This window comes from Pilosibacter sp. YYHA0881 (assembly GCF_051602715.1).
Classification (GTDB): domain Bacteria; phylum Bacillota; class Clostridia; order Lachnospirales; family Lachnospiraceae; genus Alitiscatomonas; species Alitiscatomonas aceti.
On the sequence record NZ_CP175657.1, the window covers coordinates 1,205,701 to 1,221,630 of the forward strand.

Genomic DNA, 15,930 nt, shown 5'->3' on the forward strand with positions numbered 1-15,930 from the left:
TGCGTCTGCCCTCTACTTTAACAGACCATATTCCCTGGCGATCTCCCGGAACGCCGGAAGGGAGCGCTCGATCTGCTCATGGGATACGCAGTAAGCGATCCGCACATAGCCCGGGCAGGCAAAGGAGCTGCCGGGGACCATCAAGACGTGATGCTTCTTTGCGGTCTCACAGAATTCCTTTTCATCCGCTACCGGAGACTTGACAAACAGGTAAAACGCGCCGTCGGGCTTTGCGCAGGTAAAGCCGTCCTCCTTTAACGCATGGTACAAAAGATCCCGGTTCTTCTCGTAGGCCTCCACGTTGACGGTCACCTTGTGCCGGATACAGTACTGGATCACCTTCTGGATCAGGGACGGGGCGTTGACGCAGCCCAGGACCCGGTTGGCGATGGAGGCGGCAGTGATCAGCTCCCCGCTCTCATCCACCTCATCGGGGATCACCAGGTAGCCGATGCGCTCGCCGGGGATGGAAAGGGATTTGCTGTAAGAATACCCCACCACCGTATTATGGTAATACTTTGTCACATAGGGGACCTCCACCCCGTAGGCCAGCTCCCGGTAGGGCTCGTCGGAGATCAGAAGGATGGAGATGCCAAACTCCTTTTCCTTCTTCTCCAGGATAGCCGCCAGGGCCTTTATGGTATCCTCGCCATACACAACTCCTGTGGGATTATTGGGGTTATTGATGATGACGGCCTTGGTCCTTTTTGTGATCTTCTCCTCAAACTCATCCAGCTTTGGCATAAAGGTCTCTGTATCCGGGGAGATCCGCACCACTTCTCCGTCATAATTCCTCACATAGCCGTCGTACTCCACAAAGTACGGGGCGAATACGATCACCTGGTCTCCAGGGTTTAAGATGCTCTTTAAGATCACATTGAGGCCGCTTGCAGCTCCCACGGTCATGATCAGGTTTTTCTCAGAAAAACTGGTGCCGAACCGTTCATTGATGGACTGGGCGATGGTCTGGCGCACATCCTCAAAGCCGGCGTTGCTCATATAGCCGTGAAGGGCATTGAACGCCTCCTCTTTCACGATCTCCAGGATGGCCTCATTGACCTCCGGAACCGGCACATTGGGATTTCCCAGACTGAAATCGTATACGTTTTCCGCCCCATAGACGGCGGCCATTTTCTTTCCTTCCTCAAACATGGCGCGGATCGCGGAATTGTTCGCCATGAACGGCTTCATTTTTTCTGATACCATTTTCATTTCCTCCATCGTTTTCTTATTGTCCCCCAGATAAAACAGCCTTCCCCTTTTATGTCCTTTCCCCGGCTCCTGCCAGCCGCTTTATGAGCTCCACCCAGACCATCGCCGCTCCCGTGGCTGCAAAATAAAACCAGGTGGCCGGATTGGAATACCAGGTGGTAAAAAATGACAGCATGAAATAAAGCGCCGCCTGGGAATAAAAAAGCTGCCAGAACGGATTCTCTGCCCTCTCTGCCCGGTCCATGAGCCATGCGGCAAAAAGCCCCAGGGCCGCTGAGAAAAGGAACACGCCCACAACGCCAAAATCGTAGTAGGCGTCGTAAAACAGCGTCACCGTCGTCAGCTCCTCCTTGGTGGTATAGATGGGAAAATCCACCAGCTCCGGCTTTATTAACTTAAGCCCCGTTAAGGCCCATAAGGGAAACAGGCTCTTAAGCCCCATGGAATGGGCCGGGAGCTCTGTCACCAGACAGTTGAAATTATCATAATTATTGGCAATGTACATATACGGCTGGGTGATAAAAATAGGCGTCGCCGGGTCCTTCATCTCAAAAATACCGTTGAGATACGCCACATCGTGGCTCCTGGCAACAGTCAGGATCACATAGAGCGGCAGCAGCGCCGCAGCCGCTCCGAACAGATACCGCAGCCGCTTCTTTCCCGAGACCTGCATAAAAGTCAGCACCGCCAGGATCACCGCAAAGATCAGCTGGAACCGGGACACGCAGAGCACAGGGACCAGAAGGGATGCTGCCGCAGCCAGAAGCACCAGGACCGCCTGCCAGCGCTTCTTTACGCCTCCGCGCAGAAACCAGATCACTGCCATGGACGGTACCAGCACGCAGGAAACGGTGAAATAGTGGACGCCGGATATGTGGAAATGGGAGTAGGCATGGGGCACTCCCCGCAGGAAGAACGGCACATAGCCCAGGACCGCTGCTTCCAGAAGAAAAGCGGCCCAGGACACAGCCGTCAGAAGAAGGATGGCCGTGAGCCTACCAAAGCTCCCGGCAGCCTCTGTTCCTTCAGATACGGCTTCCACGCCTTTCCTCCTGGCCTTTTCCTCTCTTTTATCCTTCCCCTCTTCCCGTTTTTTCCGGATCCGGGCCTCTGCCAGTCCAAACACACTCCAGAAAGCGGCCAGGGCTATGAAAAAGCTGGCCCAGGTCACCGGATCCCAGTCGGTCTGGAGCCGGCTCAGCTTAAAGCAGGAGATCCCTTCCCCTCCTACCCAGAACAGGGAAAACAGGGCCCTGAGATGGAACGGGTTCCCGCTCCGCCTGTAATCATAAAAATACAGATACAGGGCTGCCAGGATCAGACTCATTCCCGACATATAGTAATGGACGCTGGATGCAAAAAGCACACCGGCGCCATAAAGGATCAGATAAACTACCATATCCAGTTATTCTCCCAGGCCGCTTTCCACCAGGGCGACCATGTCCGCCAGGGCCTTTTCCTCATCCGGCCCCTCGCAGATAAACGTAATCTCATCCCCGCTTTTCACGCAGGCCCCAAGAACACTTAAAACGCTCTTGGCATTGGCTGTGCTGGTACCAAACTGAAATTTCACCGAGGACTGGTACCGCAGGGCTTCCTTGCACAGAATCCCCGCCGGCCTGAGGTGAAGGCCTGTGGGATTTTTGATCGTAACTCTTTGCTTTACCATATTGTAACTATACTCCATTTTTCATAAGATGCCGTGTCTTTACCGGTTTTCCTGCGCAGAAGAGGATTCCTCCGCCGGATGGACCTCTGCGCGGCGGCTCTCCTCCGTCTCATGGGAGGCGGCTGTTCCGGATACCTCCGTTCCATCCTGGGCTCCGGAAGCGTCGTCTGTTTCACTGGCTCCCGTACTGGTCTCCGCCGTGGTCTCTTCCGCCGTCCCGGCTGAAGACGCGCTCTCCGTTGCCTCGGGGACCTTCATCACCTGGATGCTGCAGGAGGAGATATCCAGGACCCTGTATACCCGGTCCAGATCCAGCTTCAGCACCACCTTCGCCTCATGGATCCCCTCGCCCATGGAGGAAACATCCACCTGGATGTCCGCGGAATCCAGAGTAAGGCTGTCCAGCTCCTCAGCCAGGGCCTCGATACGGATATTCACCGTATCCGGCTCCGCCCGGTAGATATAATCATCGTTTTCCCCTGTAAAGGAGGCATCGTTGACCTCCACCGTATAAACACGTTCCTTTAACTGCTCCACAGTCAGGGTCACATTGATCTCGTGGCGGCCCGTACCGGCCAGGGAAACTCCCACCGGCAGATACTCGTTGATATCGATGGTCCGCACCATATTGGTCCTGGCTCCGTCCAGGTTCAGGCTTTCACCAGGGATCGTAATGGTATTTAAGGAAGCCAGCACCGATTTCAGGCCGATGACAGGAACGCTCTTCACATCACATTCCACGCCCGTGAACCGGTATCCGTCGGCCACCTGTCCGGAAACCTCGAAATCCAGCAGCAGGCTCTTTACCTTGAGGACCGGCATGGAGTAGGATACCGATTCACAGTCCACCTCCACCCGCTGGTCCAGAACGATCTTATTGCCATTGGCGTCGTAGAACTGGGGCGATGCCGTCCCCTCTGCGTCCATGGTCAGGCCATCCAGGGAGATCTCGATCCCCACGCTGCTGATCTGGCCGATGGTGGATTCCGGCCCCTCCACATATAAATGATCCGGAGACAGCACCACGTCTCCCGCTTCGTATCCTTCCTCCAGGTCTCCCGCGTAGGAAACGTTGATATCGAACCGCTTCTTCTGTAAGGGCTCCGTCTCGATCTTGATGGTGGATACCCGGCTCACGGGGGCTGACAGCAGGTATTCGCTGTGGTTCAGCACCTCCACCTTTACAGGGATGGAGCCTGTAACAGACCAGAGATCCGTCATATCCGCATAGGCTCTGAAGTCTGCCGGACGGATCCGGTGGGCATTGGTCGTTTTTACCTCATACGACACGGTGGTCGTCTTTTTTCCTATGATCTCATACGTTAAGCCGCTGGCTTCCAGTACTTCTCCGTTGACGATCTCCACCGGCACCTCCACCGTGCTGGTCATCACCGGATCGGCCACATTGACGACGCCCAGCCACACCAGAAAGGCACATAAGACCGACAAAAGCTTCAGTCCCCAGCGCTTATTCTGCTTTTCTTTCATTTTTATGTCTTCCCTTCCATAACCGGAACCGTCCTGCCCCAGTATCCTCTCCCTTTTCCACGGAAATGGCCTGGCGCAGGGTTTCCTGATCGCTGATCCTTGTGAGCTGTCCGTCACGGGCCAGGGACACGCGGCCTGTCTCCTCAGACACCACCACCGTCAGGCTGTCCGAGGTCTCGCTGATCCCCAGGGCCGCACGGTGACGGGTTCCCAGGTCCTTGCTGATGCTCAGATTATCCGACAGCGGCAGATAACAGGTGGCCGCCGTCACCCGGTTTCCCCGGATGATCACCGCACCGTCGTGCAGCGGTGTATTATGTTCAAAGATATTGATCAGAAGCTGGCTGGTGACGATGCCGTCCACCTCGATCCCGGTCCTCTCGATCTCCGAAAGGGGAGTTTCCCTCTCAATAACGATCAGCGCTCCCGTCTTTACCTTTCCCATCTCATAAGCAGCCCGGACGATCTCGTTGACAGTCTTGTCCGTATAGCCCTCCGGTCCTCTCACATCCTCTGAAGAAAACAGCTCTGTGATGATATTTTTGCTTCCCAGCTGCTCCAGGGCCTTCCGGAGCTCCGGCTGGAAGATGATCAGAAGAGCGATCAGGGCTAACTGGCCCATATGGTTGATCATCCAGGTAATGGTATTTAACCTGAGAAGGGACGCCCCCAGGTAAAAGGCCAGGATCATCAGGCCGCCCTTCAACAGCACCCAGGCCCTGGTATTCTGGACCCAGATCAGGATCTCGTATATAAGGAAAGAGATAATCAGAATTTCAAACAGGTTTCCCAGAGTGATCTTTGGTATGAACGCCAGCCAGGAATATATGCGTCCAAGAAATTCTGTCATACTTTCACCTCCATCCCAGTTTTATTTGTTTAATTGGATTTTTCGTGTCTGGAAGATTTTCTCGAAGAGATCCGGTGTACCTTCACATCCGGCTGGGAGACGGTGATCTTCGGCACCGCCTTCACATAATAATAGTAGTCGTCGTCCTGATACTGTAAATATTCCGTCCTGGTGTAATCCACCGCAAACACGAAAAACTGGTAGACCAGAGCCAGGACCACAGACACCAGGATCCCCAGGATCATGGGACCGATGGCGACCGGCAGGTTAAAATAAAAGTCCCCGATGAAGATCACCACCAGCTGGGTGATCACTCCGGCGATGATGGCAATGGACCAGGAATAATCCACCGACAGATTTCTGATCAGGAACACCACCAGAACACCGGCCGCAAAGGCCGCCGCCATGACCCACATCAGCTGGTTCCCAAAAAGGCTCTGGACAATGACGATGAACCGCTCCGCCATTTCTGACATGGTGCTGCCTGCCAGTACGCCGGCGTTCTGCTTCAGATACATCATAATGTAATAAATGCATACGCCGCAGCTCACAGGGACAATGGATACCAGGCTGCCGGAAAGGCCCACGAACAGAGGGATCACATAGGGGACCCTTAAGAAAAACATCATGGGCGTCAAAAGCAGGAGGTAGCCGTCTCCCGGACGGAAGCCATAATAGAGCATCATGACCACCAGCATAAATACGGCAATGATCAGCGCCGCCTCCAGGGATACCTGGGAAACGTGGGCGATCAGAAAGCAGCCGGCGAAAAATGCTGTGACTCCGCAGGGCACCACTGCCGCCACCAGTCCCATCACCACCGGCACCAGGGGATTCTTAAGCCTGGCCATGAAGCCCACGTTGGAGCTGATCAGAAAGAAGGACGAAGCCCCCAGCAGGAACTTCACTGCCGGGATCATGTACCGGTTGTATTTTCCATATAGCTGCTTTAATTTTTCTTTAAATACCAAAAGGCCCATCATACGCGCCGTTCCTCCTCATTTTCTCCCTGTACAGAGGGAGCTTCATATTTTTTCTCCAGACGGCGCAGCTTGGCCTGATAGATCTTCATGCCTTTGCTGGCACGCTCGTACCGTCGGGAATAGATCCAGTAAGTGACAGCCAGATAGACCAGAAGCCCGGCGGCATAGAATAAGGCCACATGCTTTGCCGACGCCAGGAGCGCGGTCACATCCATGGTGCTCATAATGTCCTCCATCTGATAAAGGACCCAGAGGGCCAGGCACAGCATACTGGAAAACGTGTAAAAAATGAAGGAGCGGATCATACGGCCTCCGACATAATCGCTCTTAAAATACCGGCTGGCAGGAAGGATGTCCCTCCCGGCCTTTTTTTCAAACATGGCGATCCCTGTCATGATCCGGATCTTTTCTTCGTTCAGCATATGGTTCTCCTTATCCTTTCTGCGAAACGGCGCAGGGCTACGCCGCCTCACAGATAATATATCACAATTTCTTCCTGTTGGCGAGCAGTTCCCATTTTCTTATGGAAATGTTAAGGATTTTGACAAAAATCAGCCGTTCACCGAATCCGTAAAGCGCAGGAACGCGGCTCTTCCCTCTCCGGTCCGCTTATAAACGCCGGCGTCCTCCAGGACCTCTGCAAATACGCGTCCTACCTCGGTCTTTAAAATATCCATCACATTCTCTTCTGTTACCGTTTTATATTTCGGAAGGAACTCCTCTACCCAGTCGGCGTGCTTCGCAATGGTCTCGCTGCTGCGGATATCCTTTCCTTCCGTCATATAGCCAGCCAGAAGGGCCAGCTCCTCCTTTAACCGGGCCGGGAGCACTGCCAGTCCCATGACCTCGATGAGGCCGATGTTCTCTTTTTTGATGTGATGCAGCTTTTCATGGGGATGGTAAACGCCCAGGGGATGCTCTTTTGTAGTGATATTGTTCCTCAGCACCAGGTCCATCTCAAACCGGCCGTCCCGCATCCGGGCAATGGGAGTGATCGTATTGTGGGGCTCTCCGTCTGTCTCTGCAAAAATAAAGGCTGCCTCATCCGTATACCCGCGCCATGCCTTTAAGATCTTATCCGCCAGGTCCACGATCCGCCCGCTGTCCGTCCCGTTTAAGCGGATCACGGACATGGGCCACTTGACGATCCCTGCCTTCACGTCCTCAAAGCCCTTAAACTCCAGCTCCTTTTCCACCGGGGCCTTGGCCATGGCAAACTCATAGCAGCCTCCCTGGAAATGGTCATGGGTCAGGATGGAGCCTCCCACGATGGGAAGGTCGGCGTTGGAGCCCAGGAAATAGTGGGGGAACTGCTTTACAAAATCAAACAGCTTCACAAAGGAGCTCCTGTCGATCTTCATGGGCACATGCTTCTGATTGAACACGATGCAGTGCTCATTATAATATACATAGGGGGAATACTGGAAGCCGAACTCCTCTCCGCCCATGGTCAGGGAAATGATCCGGTGGTTGTCCCGGGCCGGATGGTCTGCCCGCCCGGCATAGCCCACGTTCTCCACGCATAAAAGGCATTTGGGATATCCGCTCTGCTTTGCCAGCTTGGCGGCGGCAATGGCCCTGGGATCCTTTTCCGGCTTGGAAAGGTTTACAGTCACGTCCAGGGCTCCATATTCCGTATCTGCCACCCACTTCATATCCTTACATACCCGGTATCTCCGGATATAGTCGGAATCCTGGCTCAGCTTATAAAAATACCTGGTGGCTGCCTCTGGATCTGCCTCATAAAGCTCTCTGAACCGTTTTGATACCTCGCTGGGCCTGGGCATCAGGCAGTTCATCAGCTTCGTATCAAAAAGATCCCGGTAGGTCACACTGTCATGCTCCAGAAGGCCGTTCTCTGCCGCATAGTCCAGAAGCGTCTCCAGGATATCCTCCAGGCTGCGTTTTTTTTCCGGCTCTTCCGGCTCCTCATATTCTGTAAGGCCCAGAAGTCTTAAGATCTGGTTCCTGGCGTAATATCTGTCCTCTTCATCTAAAAGTCCTGTATCCAGGCCGTACTGCACCAGATCCCGGACTGCTTCACTGATCATTTTCATAACTTCCACTCCCCGTAAAAAATTCATTTCTTTAATTATAGCTGTTCCCGGCAGACAATACAATCGTTAATTCCGGTTTTTCAAAAATTGTGAGATCCGTTCTGCCAGGATCCCGCCCACTATGCCGATGACGGCTCCGGCCGCGCAGCCGGCGGCCAGGAGCGCCGGCAGATAATAAAAAACGCCTGCTGTACGGACGATAAAAGCCGCAAAGGAGACCTGTCCCACATTATGGGCAATGCCCCCCAGGATGCTGATGCCCACTGGTGAGAACCACTGCCGCTTTTTCGCTGCCGCCATGACCAGCAGGCTTAGAAGGCTTCCTGAAAGACCATAGGCCATACTGTACGGATTTCCAAAGGAAAGGCCCGTGAGAACGATGCGGAGCACCGTCACCGCCGCCGTTCCCCGGATCCCCACCAGGTAAAGCCCGGCCACCGTCACCAGGTTGGCAAGTCCCAGGCGGATCCCCGGCACCGGGAACGGAATGGGGATCAGGCTCTCCACGAATCCCAGGACCATGGCCAGGGCAGTGAGAAGCCCGTAAAGGGCCGCCCGCTCCGTTCTTTCTGACGTATTTTTCTTCAATCTCCCCTGCTCCTCCCGTCTTGACTTTGCATGACCCATTTGCTAGAATGAGACCTGTTCCAAATCTATAATAGAAAGAATGGTATCTTTTATGAAAAGGTTCCCCCATCTGGTGCCTGTGCTGGGGGCTGCCATCCTTCTGGCGGCCCTCTGCTTTATAAAGCCGCCGGGCGGCTCTCCGGCAGACGTTCCCATCCACCGCTCCGATTTTCTCCTGAATACCTTTGTGGATATCGCCATCTACGATTCCAGGGACGAGTCCATCCTGGACGGAGCCATGGCCCTCTGCCGGGAATACGAAAACCGTTTCAGCCGCACTCTGTCCGGAAGCGAGGTGTACCGGCTGAACCACCGGGAGGACGCCACGGGAACGTATCCCCTGTCTGACGACATGACGGATCTCCTGGCCACAGCCCTCTATTACTGTGAACGTTCCGGCGGGGCCTTTGATATCACCACCGAGCCCTTAAGCTCCCTCTGGAATTTCAGCGGGACGTCCCCGTCGGTCCCTCCGGCGGAGGCCATTGAGGAGGCCCGGAAAAAGGTGGACTATAAAAAGCTCCGGCTGGACGGGACCCGGAGCACCCTGACCTTCCTGGATCCCGGCACCTCCATCGATCTGGGCGCCATCGCCAAGGGCTACATTGCCGATCAGCTGAAAGCGTATCTCCTGGACTCCGGCGTGGAAAGCGCCATGATCAACCTGGGAGGGAACGTCCTCTGCGTGGGAAGCCGGCCCGACGGCACGCCGTTTACCGTGGGGCTCCAGAAGCCCTTTGCGGACCGGAACGAGACCTTTGCCCAGGTGGAGGTCTCTGACCTTTCCGTAGTGGCCTCCGGCGTTTACGAGCGCCATTTCGTGGAGGACGGAAAAAATTACCACCATATCCTGGATCCCTCCACCGGCTATCCCTATGACAACGGCCTGATCTCAGTGACGATCCTGTCGGAGCGGTCCGTAGACGGAGACGCCCTCTCCACCACCTGCTTTTCCCTGGGACTCTCCAGAGGCATGGAGCTGGTGGAATCCATGGACGGCGTGTATGCCTGCTTCATTGATGAGGATTATCAGATCCACTATTCCGACGGAATGGAAAAATTTTTACGAAAGGATTAGATCCTATGGACCAGAAAAACAGACAGGCAGGGAAACGGGAGCTTTTCCTGACCGGAGCCGTACTCCTTACAGCGCTCCTTTTCTTTCTCGTGAACCGGGCCTTCCACTCCGGACCGGCAGCGTTCCTGGAAATTTCTGTGGACGGGACCGTGGTGGAGACCCTGGAGCTTCATAAGGACCAGGAATACACGGTAAAAAATGACCAGGGCGGCGTCAATGTCTTTGTGATCCGGGACGGAAAAGCCTGGGTCACCGAAGCCTCCTGCCCCGATAAGATCTGTATGGACCAGGGACAGGTCAGCCAGGAGGGAGAGATGATCGTATGTCTTCCCAACCGGATGACCGCCCGGGTCATGGGAGCCCCTTAGGATCTTATCCCCGGCTGCTCCTCTCTTTTACGCTTCCAGGCCCATGGCTTCCATTTCTGCCTGCACAGACTCCTCACAGGAGCGCATGGCCAGGATCGTCCGCTCCATCAGCTCTGCCAGATCCCAGCCCAGCTGCTCTGCACCCTGGGCGATGATGTCCCGGGAGCAGCCCGCCGCAAACCGCTTATCCTTGAATTTCTTCTTCAGGCTGGAGACCTCCATATCCTGGCAGCTTCTGGACGGACGCATCTTTGCAGCCGCTCCGATGAGGCCCGTCAGCTCATCGGCCGCATAAAGGACCTTTTCCATTTCATGATCCGGGCTGGCAGTGATCTCCGGATGGTGGCCGTAGCAGTGGCTGCAGACCGCATGGATCACTTCCTCCTCTGCTCCGCCTTCCCTTAAAAGCCTGGGAGCTGCCAGGCAGTGCTCCTCCGGATACTGCTCAAAATCGATGTCGTGGAGGATCCCGCAGATCTCCCAGAAGTCCGCCTCATCCCCATAGCCCAGCTCTCTGGCGTACCATTTTAAAACGCCTCCCACGGTCAGCCCGTGAAGCACATGGAACGGCTCCTTATTGTATTCTCTTAAAAGTCCGATGGCTTTTTCTCTTGTAAGCGCAGTCTTCATGTATTCTGCCTCCTTCATCTGATAAAACTTCATCCATTATAACAGAATAAAAATCCATTTAAAAGGGTTTTCACACAAAATTCCAGATCCCATTTTCCCACCGTCTCTGAGGCTGTCACAGGAAAGCTGGCCACCAGATCTTCCCCCACGTAGTAATCCACCTGGCCCACCGCCATTCCGGCTGCCACCGGGGCCGTAAGCTCCTTTGCCACCTTCTTTTTTATGGTCACCGGCTCGTTCTGGTTCATCAGTATTTTCAGGGAGGCCGGCTCCGGATATCCCACTGTAAGCCCGGTCTGGCTTCCGATCCCGTTTTTTACAGGTATGGGAGGAATCTCCGGTGTTTCCTTTAATAGTTCATAAAAATCATAATTTTCATCCCCAAAGGCCAGAAGCCTTCCCATGTCCTCCCATTTGTATGTTCTGTGAGGCGGCCATCCGCAGCCCAGAAGCGCTGCGATGAACGTTTTCTCTCCCTTTTTTACGGCTCCCACGTAGCAGTAGCCGGCCCCGGCTGTGAAGCCGGTCTTCCCGGAAATGGCCCCCTTCGTGGTGGTCAGCAGGGCATTATGGTTGACGCAGGAAAAGGTCCTGGTCCCGGAGACGTCTGAAAAGGCGTGGGACGGCGCCCGGGTCACCTGTAAAAACCCCTCCCGCTCCGGAGACTGGAACAGACAGTACCGGAGGATCCCTGCCAGCTCCGCTGCCGTGGTGCTGTGGATGCGGCCGGTATCCGGGTCCTCTGCATCCAGACCGTTGGGCGTGATGAAAAAGGTATCCCGGCAGCCGATGTCCCTGGCCTTCTGGTTCATCATGTCCGCAAAGGCCTCCCTGGTCCCGGCCACATGCTCTGCAATGGCCGCCGCTGTGTCGTTGTGGGATTCCAGCATCAGGGAATACAAAAGATCCCCCAGCCGGTACTGTTCCCCCTCCCGGATATTTAACTGCACATCCGGCATGGATGCTGCATAGGAGGACACCTCCACCACATCGTCCAGGGAAGCGTTTTCCAGAGCCAGGATGCACGTCATGATCTTGGTGGTGCTGGCCATGGGGAGGGTCTGGTCCTGGTTTTTTCCATACAGGATCCTTCCCGTATCCCCATCCATGAGCACTGCCGCCCGGGCCCTCAGCTCCAAAGGCGCAGGAGCCTCCTCCCCCGGAGCCTGGACCGCCTCTGTCTGGATGGGCCACAGCCAGGCCACCAGGGCCAGGAGCGCCGTCAACGTCCGTATGTATGCTTTTCTGATCCTCATATATCCTTCTGCGGCCTCCCTTTCCGGCCGCATTCTCCGCTGCTCTTTCTGCAACTATATGCCGCCTCCCGGCCTTTCTTTACAGAAACAGCGGTCTGTGGTAAAATCCCTCCTATGGAAAATACATTTACTTACGGGATCACCGGGAATGAAGCCGGCATGACTGTGGCGGAATACCTGAAGTCCAGGGGCTATTCCTCCCGCCTGGTGGTCCGATTAAGAAACACTCCCGGCAGCTTTTTTGTGGACGGGACCGCCGTTTTTTCCACCTGCGTGCTGAAGGACGGAAACCAGCTCCAGGTACGTGTTGCGGAAAAAAGGAGCTCCGCAGCTGTGGAGCCCGTTCCCATGGACCTGGACATCCTGTATGAGGATACACACCTCCTGGTGGTAAACAAGCCCGCTGGAATGGCCGTCCACCCCTCCCAGGGAAACCACGGCAATACCCTGGCCAACGGCCTGGCGGGCTATTTCAGAAAGAAACAGGAAGCCTTCGTGTTCCGGGCAGTCAACCGTCTGGATAAAGACACGTCCGGCCTTCTCCTGGTGGCAAAAAACGGGCTCAGCTCCTCCCTTCTCTCCGGCCAGGTGGAGCGCCGGGAGATCTGCCGGGAGTATCTGGCCGCTGTCTGCGGGAAAACAGATGCCTGCGGAATGGTCTCTGTCCCCATCGGGCGGAAGGAGGGCTCGGCCATCCAGCGGATCCCGGACCCGGACCATGGAGAGGCCGCGGCCACCCGGTATGAACGGCTTCTGTATAATAAAAACACGGATCTGTCGCTCCTGCGTCTCCGTCTCGAGACAGGACGCACCCACCAGATCCGTGTCCATATGAAATATATCGGCCATCCCCTTCCCGGGGACTTTCTCTACAATCCCGACTTCCGGTACATCCGCCGCCAGGCCCTGCATTCGGTCAGACTTTCCTTTCCCCATCCGTTCACGGGAGATGTCCTGATCTTTTCTGCTCCGCTGCCGGAGGATATGACCTGCCTGTTTCCAGGACAGGAGCTTCCTTCTTTTTCCCATCCTGAGACAGCCCCAGCTCTCCCTACGGCCTCCTTAAGCCCTTGGGATAATGATTTTTAAGGACTCCCCGGTCCGCCTTGGCAAAGCCCAGGGAAAAGCCGTCCACGGTCATCAGGACCCAGCCCTTTAAATCCCCTCCGGAAACGGCCTCCAGCTCCCCGGCCCCTATGGCCTCACCCCGGAGATACTTTGCCGCAGTCTCTCCCGTCCCAAGCTCTGCCCACTGGAATACATCTTCCTTTTTAAGAAACAGAGCCAGAGCATGGGCCGGTTCCATACGGCCTTTTTTTAGGGTCCCCGCCTGGAGTCCCGGACGGAGCACCCGGATCTTTGAAAGCTCCGGCGTTTCCTCCGGGACCAGATATACGTTGTCCCCAAAGGTAAGGAACCGTCTTCCAGCCAGGAGACGGTCCGGCTCCCGCACGTTCTCCTTAAGGAAGCGGGCTGCCTCCATAAGCTCTCCCTGATCCTTTCCGGCTCTTTTGTCCTTCTTTTCTCCTCCCCTTTTCTTCCTTCCATCCTTCTGCCTGCGTTCCGGCTCCATTCCGCCGGCATTTCCTGTCCCGTCTCCGTTTTTTACAAAAAGCGCCATAAAATGGCCCTCCCCACCGGTCTCATGGGGCCAGATACGGACCGTTTTTCTAAGCTCGTCCCTCTGCTCTTTCAAGCCCACAGACTCCGCCCACTCCGGCCTGCCCTCAGAAAAAAATCCGGCAGCACGGGGCCTCTCCAGGCAGAATTCCGGGTGACGCTCCAGAAACCGGGCCGCTGTCTGTTCGTTTTCCTCCGGGGAAAAGGTACAGGTGGAATAAAGGATCCGTCCGCCGGGCCGCACCATGGCAGCCGCACAGTCCAGGATCTGGTCCTGACGGGCCGCGCACACGGCTACCTGGGCCGGGCTCCATTCCAGCCTTGCATTCTCATCCTTACGGAACATCCCTTCCCCGGAGCAGGGAGCGTCCACGGCGATGCCGTCGAAAAACTCCCGGAACCCAGGGACCAGGCCCGCAGGCTCCATATTGGTGACCACTGCGTTTCCGATCCCCATGCGCTCGATGTTCTGGGACAGGATCTTTGCCCGGGCCGGATGGATCTCATTGCACACCAGAAGCCCCTTCTGTTCCATCTTTCCTGCCAGATGGGTACTCTTTCCGCCTGGAGCCGCACAGAGGTCCAGGATCCGTTCTCCCGGCCTGGGATCCAGGGCCTCGGCGCACGCCTGGGCGCTGGGCTCCTGGATATAATAGGCTCCCGCCTCATGGAGCGGGTGCTTTCCCGGCCGGAGCTCCTCCGGATAATAAAATCCCTCCCGGCTCCAGGGGATCCGCTCCAGACCCGAAAGGAGCCCTGGCAGCCGCTCTCCGGCCTTTAAAGGATTTACCCGCAGGCCAAAGCTCCGCTCCCTTTCGTAGCTCTCAAAAAAATTTCCGGCCCCGTCTCCCAGGAGCCTGCTCATCTTTTCCACAAATGCCTCCGGGAGGCTTATGTTTTCCATTTTTTTCATCGTATCCTTTCCCGCCTTCCGCGCATCCTAACAGGAGGAGGAAGTTTATGGCAGCAATATTTTCCTGGTTTCTCATTCCTGCCGCAGCCGCTCTGGCCGCAGGCAATTCCAACTGGCTCACATCAAACTTTTCCGTCGCAGGAAGCGAGAGCCCCGGTTCATTTTTCCTGATCCTGTGGGCCCTCCTCACCGGAGGCTTTTTCCGCTTTCTCATCCAACGGGCCGTTTCCATGGCTGGAGCCGGCCTGGCTTCGAAGCGGGAAGCGGCTCTGACAGACCTGGCGCTCCTTCTCCTGCTGGTTTCCGTTTTCATTCCTTACAGACCTGGAAAAATGAAGCTCCTGGCCTCTGTCCATGTGGCCCTGGCCTTTTTGGCCACAGTGCTTTTTTATCTGGCCATCACCAGCCTGGATCTGAAGCTGTATTTCCAGTATCCCGGCCATTTTTCCCTGTGTACGGGCCTTCTGGGCTTTGCCATCGCCGCCACCGCCGCCCTCCTGGTCCTTTCCGGCTTCATGATCTCCAGCGCCCTGGAATTTTTTCTTACTGTATTTGCCGGACTGTGGCTCTGGCTTTTCTGCCGGAGGATCCGGATCTTAAAAAGGCACTGGCTTTAAAACCAGTGCCTTCCCATCCGCCGTTTTTACAGCTCGATCTTAAATTCATCGGAGCCCTGGCCGTTTACTGTATAGTAAGCGACACTCTCCTCCGGCTTTACATAAATATCAATGGTCCGGATATCCTCCGCCCTGTTTCCAAGAGCCGTATACGCTTCCTTCACAGCCTCTGTCAGGCTGCTCTCAGAAAATTCCTTTCCTGCAAACTGTACGTAAACGCTGCTCTTTACCTCCACAGGCTTTGCAGCCGGAGCTTTTCTGGCAGCCGTCTTTCTGGCGGGAGCCTTCTTAGCTTCCTTAGCCGGCTCTGCGGACTTGCCTTCGGAAGCCGTCGCCGGAACCTCTTTTACCGTTGTTTCTTTCACAGCCGCAGCCTTTGCGGCCGTTGTTTTTGCAGTTGCCTCTTTCACAGCAGCATTCGTTTTTCTTGCCATGATCCATCCTCCTATAATCATACGCCATCTGACTTATACCAAGCTGTCGTCTTTCTAGTTAAATGCTGTCAGCGATCGGCTTATTTCAAGCTCCGATTATAGGCTACTGCCGGAAATTTGTCAATAAA

Annotated in this window: 17 protein-coding genes; 4 read left to right on the plus strand and 13 right to left on the minus strand. The window is 55.4% G+C overall.

The genetic code is table 11. The features are described from left to right. Positions 1-12 precede the first annotated feature (12 nt). The 9 genes from ACI6NM_RS05695 to ACI6NM_RS05735 all read right to left on the minus strand — a co-directional run bounded on the left by ACI6NM_RS05695 (position 13) and on the right by ACI6NM_RS05735 (position 8,847). Positions 13-1,206 carry a pyridoxal phosphate-dependent aminotransferase gene (locus ACI6NM_RS05695; RefSeq protein WP_022273031.1) on the minus strand — a complete coding sequence of 398 codons (1,194 nt, stop codon included), beginning with the start codon at positions 1,204-1,206 and terminating at the stop codon, positions 13-15. 55 nt (positions 1,207-1,261) lie between these two features. After that, positions 1,262-2,611 (minus strand): O-antigen polymerase, encoded by a 1,350-nt coding sequence (locus ACI6NM_RS05700; protein WP_262427920.1) that lies wholly within the window; start codon positions 2,609-2,611, stop codon positions 1,262-1,264. A gap of 6 nt (positions 2,612-2,617) precedes the next feature. Next, complete coding sequence (locus ACI6NM_RS05705) at positions 2,618-2,881, minus strand: HPr family phosphocarrier protein (RefSeq protein ID WP_158358785.1); 264 nt, start codon at positions 2,879-2,881, stop codon at positions 2,618-2,620. 39 nt (positions 2,882-2,920) lie between these two features. Next, on the minus strand, positions 2,921-4,369 hold the full coding sequence (locus ACI6NM_RS05710) for a CdaR family protein (RefSeq protein WP_262427919.1): 1,449 nt from the start codon (positions 4,367-4,369) through the stop codon (positions 2,921-2,923). Then, on the minus strand, positions 4,350-5,219 hold the full coding sequence (gene cdaA, locus ACI6NM_RS05715) for a diadenylate cyclase CdaA (RefSeq protein WP_022273035.1): 870 nt from the start codon (positions 5,217-5,219) through the stop codon (positions 4,350-4,352). The genes ACI6NM_RS05710 and cdaA overlap by 20 nt, the downstream gene beginning before the upstream one ends. A gap of 29 nt (positions 5,220-5,248) precedes the next feature. Further along, complete coding sequence (locus ACI6NM_RS05720) at positions 5,249-6,202, minus strand: ABC transporter permease (protein WP_262427918.1); 954 nt, start codon at positions 6,200-6,202, stop codon at positions 5,249-5,251. Continuing rightward, positions 6,199-6,624 (minus strand): hypothetical protein, encoded by a 426-nt coding sequence (locus ACI6NM_RS05725; RefSeq protein ID WP_022273037.1) that lies wholly within the window; start codon positions 6,622-6,624, stop codon positions 6,199-6,201. The genes ACI6NM_RS05720 and ACI6NM_RS05725 overlap by 4 nt, the downstream gene beginning before the upstream one ends. Before the next feature lie 129 nt (positions 6,625-6,753). Beyond that, positions 6,754-8,253: a UDP-glucose--hexose-1-phosphate uridylyltransferase gene (gene galT, locus ACI6NM_RS05730; protein ID WP_262427983.1), complete on the minus strand. Its 1,500-nt coding sequence runs from the start codon at positions 8,251-8,253 to the stop codon at positions 6,754-6,756. A gap of 72 nt (positions 8,254-8,325) precedes the next feature. Then, positions 8,326-8,847: a Gx transporter family protein gene (locus tag ACI6NM_RS05735; RefSeq protein WP_262427917.1), complete on the minus strand. Its 522-nt coding sequence runs from the start codon at positions 8,845-8,847 to the stop codon at positions 8,326-8,328. A gap of 91 nt (positions 8,848-8,938) precedes the next feature. Between ACI6NM_RS05735 and ACI6NM_RS05740 the strand changes: the two genes are divergently transcribed. Together ACI6NM_RS05740 and ACI6NM_RS05745 are read left to right on the plus strand one after the other, a co-directional pair. Further along, complete coding sequence (locus ACI6NM_RS05740) at positions 8,939-9,964, plus strand: FAD:protein FMN transferase (protein WP_022273040.1); 1,026 nt, start codon at positions 8,939-8,941, stop codon at positions 9,962-9,964. Between the two features lie 5 nt (positions 9,965-9,969). Beyond that, a complete protein-coding gene (locus tag ACI6NM_RS05745) occupies positions 9,970-10,332 on the plus strand; it encodes a NusG domain II-containing protein (protein WP_022273041.1) in 363 nt (120 codons plus the stop codon). Positions 10,333-10,359: 27 nt separating this feature from the next. Here ACI6NM_RS05745 and ACI6NM_RS05750 read toward each other — a convergent pair whose 3' ends face one another. Beyond that, entirely contained in the window at positions 10,360-10,962 is a 603-nt protein-coding gene (locus ACI6NM_RS05750) for a hypothetical protein (RefSeq protein ID WP_022273042.1), read from the minus strand. A gap of 29 nt (positions 10,963-10,991) precedes the next feature. Then, positions 10,992-12,218: a D-alanyl-D-alanine carboxypeptidase family protein gene (locus tag ACI6NM_RS05755; RefSeq protein WP_262427916.1), complete on the minus strand. Its 1,227-nt coding sequence runs from the start codon at positions 12,216-12,218 to the stop codon at positions 10,992-10,994. 114 nt (positions 12,219-12,332) lie between these two features. On the opposite strand from ACI6NM_RS05755, the gene ACI6NM_RS05760 reads away from it, so the two are divergent. Further along, on the plus strand, positions 12,333-13,307 hold the full coding sequence (locus ACI6NM_RS05760) for an RluA family pseudouridine synthase (RefSeq protein WP_262427915.1): 975 nt from the start codon (positions 12,333-12,335) through the stop codon (positions 13,305-13,307). On the opposite strand, the gene ACI6NM_RS05765 is transcribed toward ACI6NM_RS05760, so the two are convergent. After that, the gene (locus ACI6NM_RS05765) at positions 13,270-14,751 is read right to left on the minus strand and encodes an RsmB/NOP family class I SAM-dependent RNA methyltransferase (protein ID WP_262427914.1); all 1,482 of its coding nucleotides are present in this window, start codon (positions 14,749-14,751) and stop codon (positions 13,270-13,272) included. The genes ACI6NM_RS05760 and ACI6NM_RS05765 overlap by 38 nt on opposite strands. 47 nt (positions 14,752-14,798) lie before the next feature. On the opposite strand from ACI6NM_RS05765, the gene ACI6NM_RS05770 reads away from it, so the two are divergent. After that, entirely contained in the window at positions 14,799-15,368 is a 570-nt protein-coding gene (locus ACI6NM_RS05770; protein WP_262427913.1) for a hypothetical protein, read from the plus strand. A gap of 26 nt (positions 15,369-15,394) precedes the next feature. Here ACI6NM_RS05770 and ACI6NM_RS05775 read toward each other — a convergent pair whose 3' ends face one another. Next, positions 15,395-15,802 carry a DUF6465 family protein gene (locus ACI6NM_RS05775; protein ID WP_022273048.1) on the minus strand — a complete coding sequence of 136 codons (408 nt, stop codon included), beginning with the start codon at positions 15,800-15,802 and terminating at the stop codon, positions 15,395-15,397. Positions 15,803-15,930: the final 128 nt, after the last annotated feature.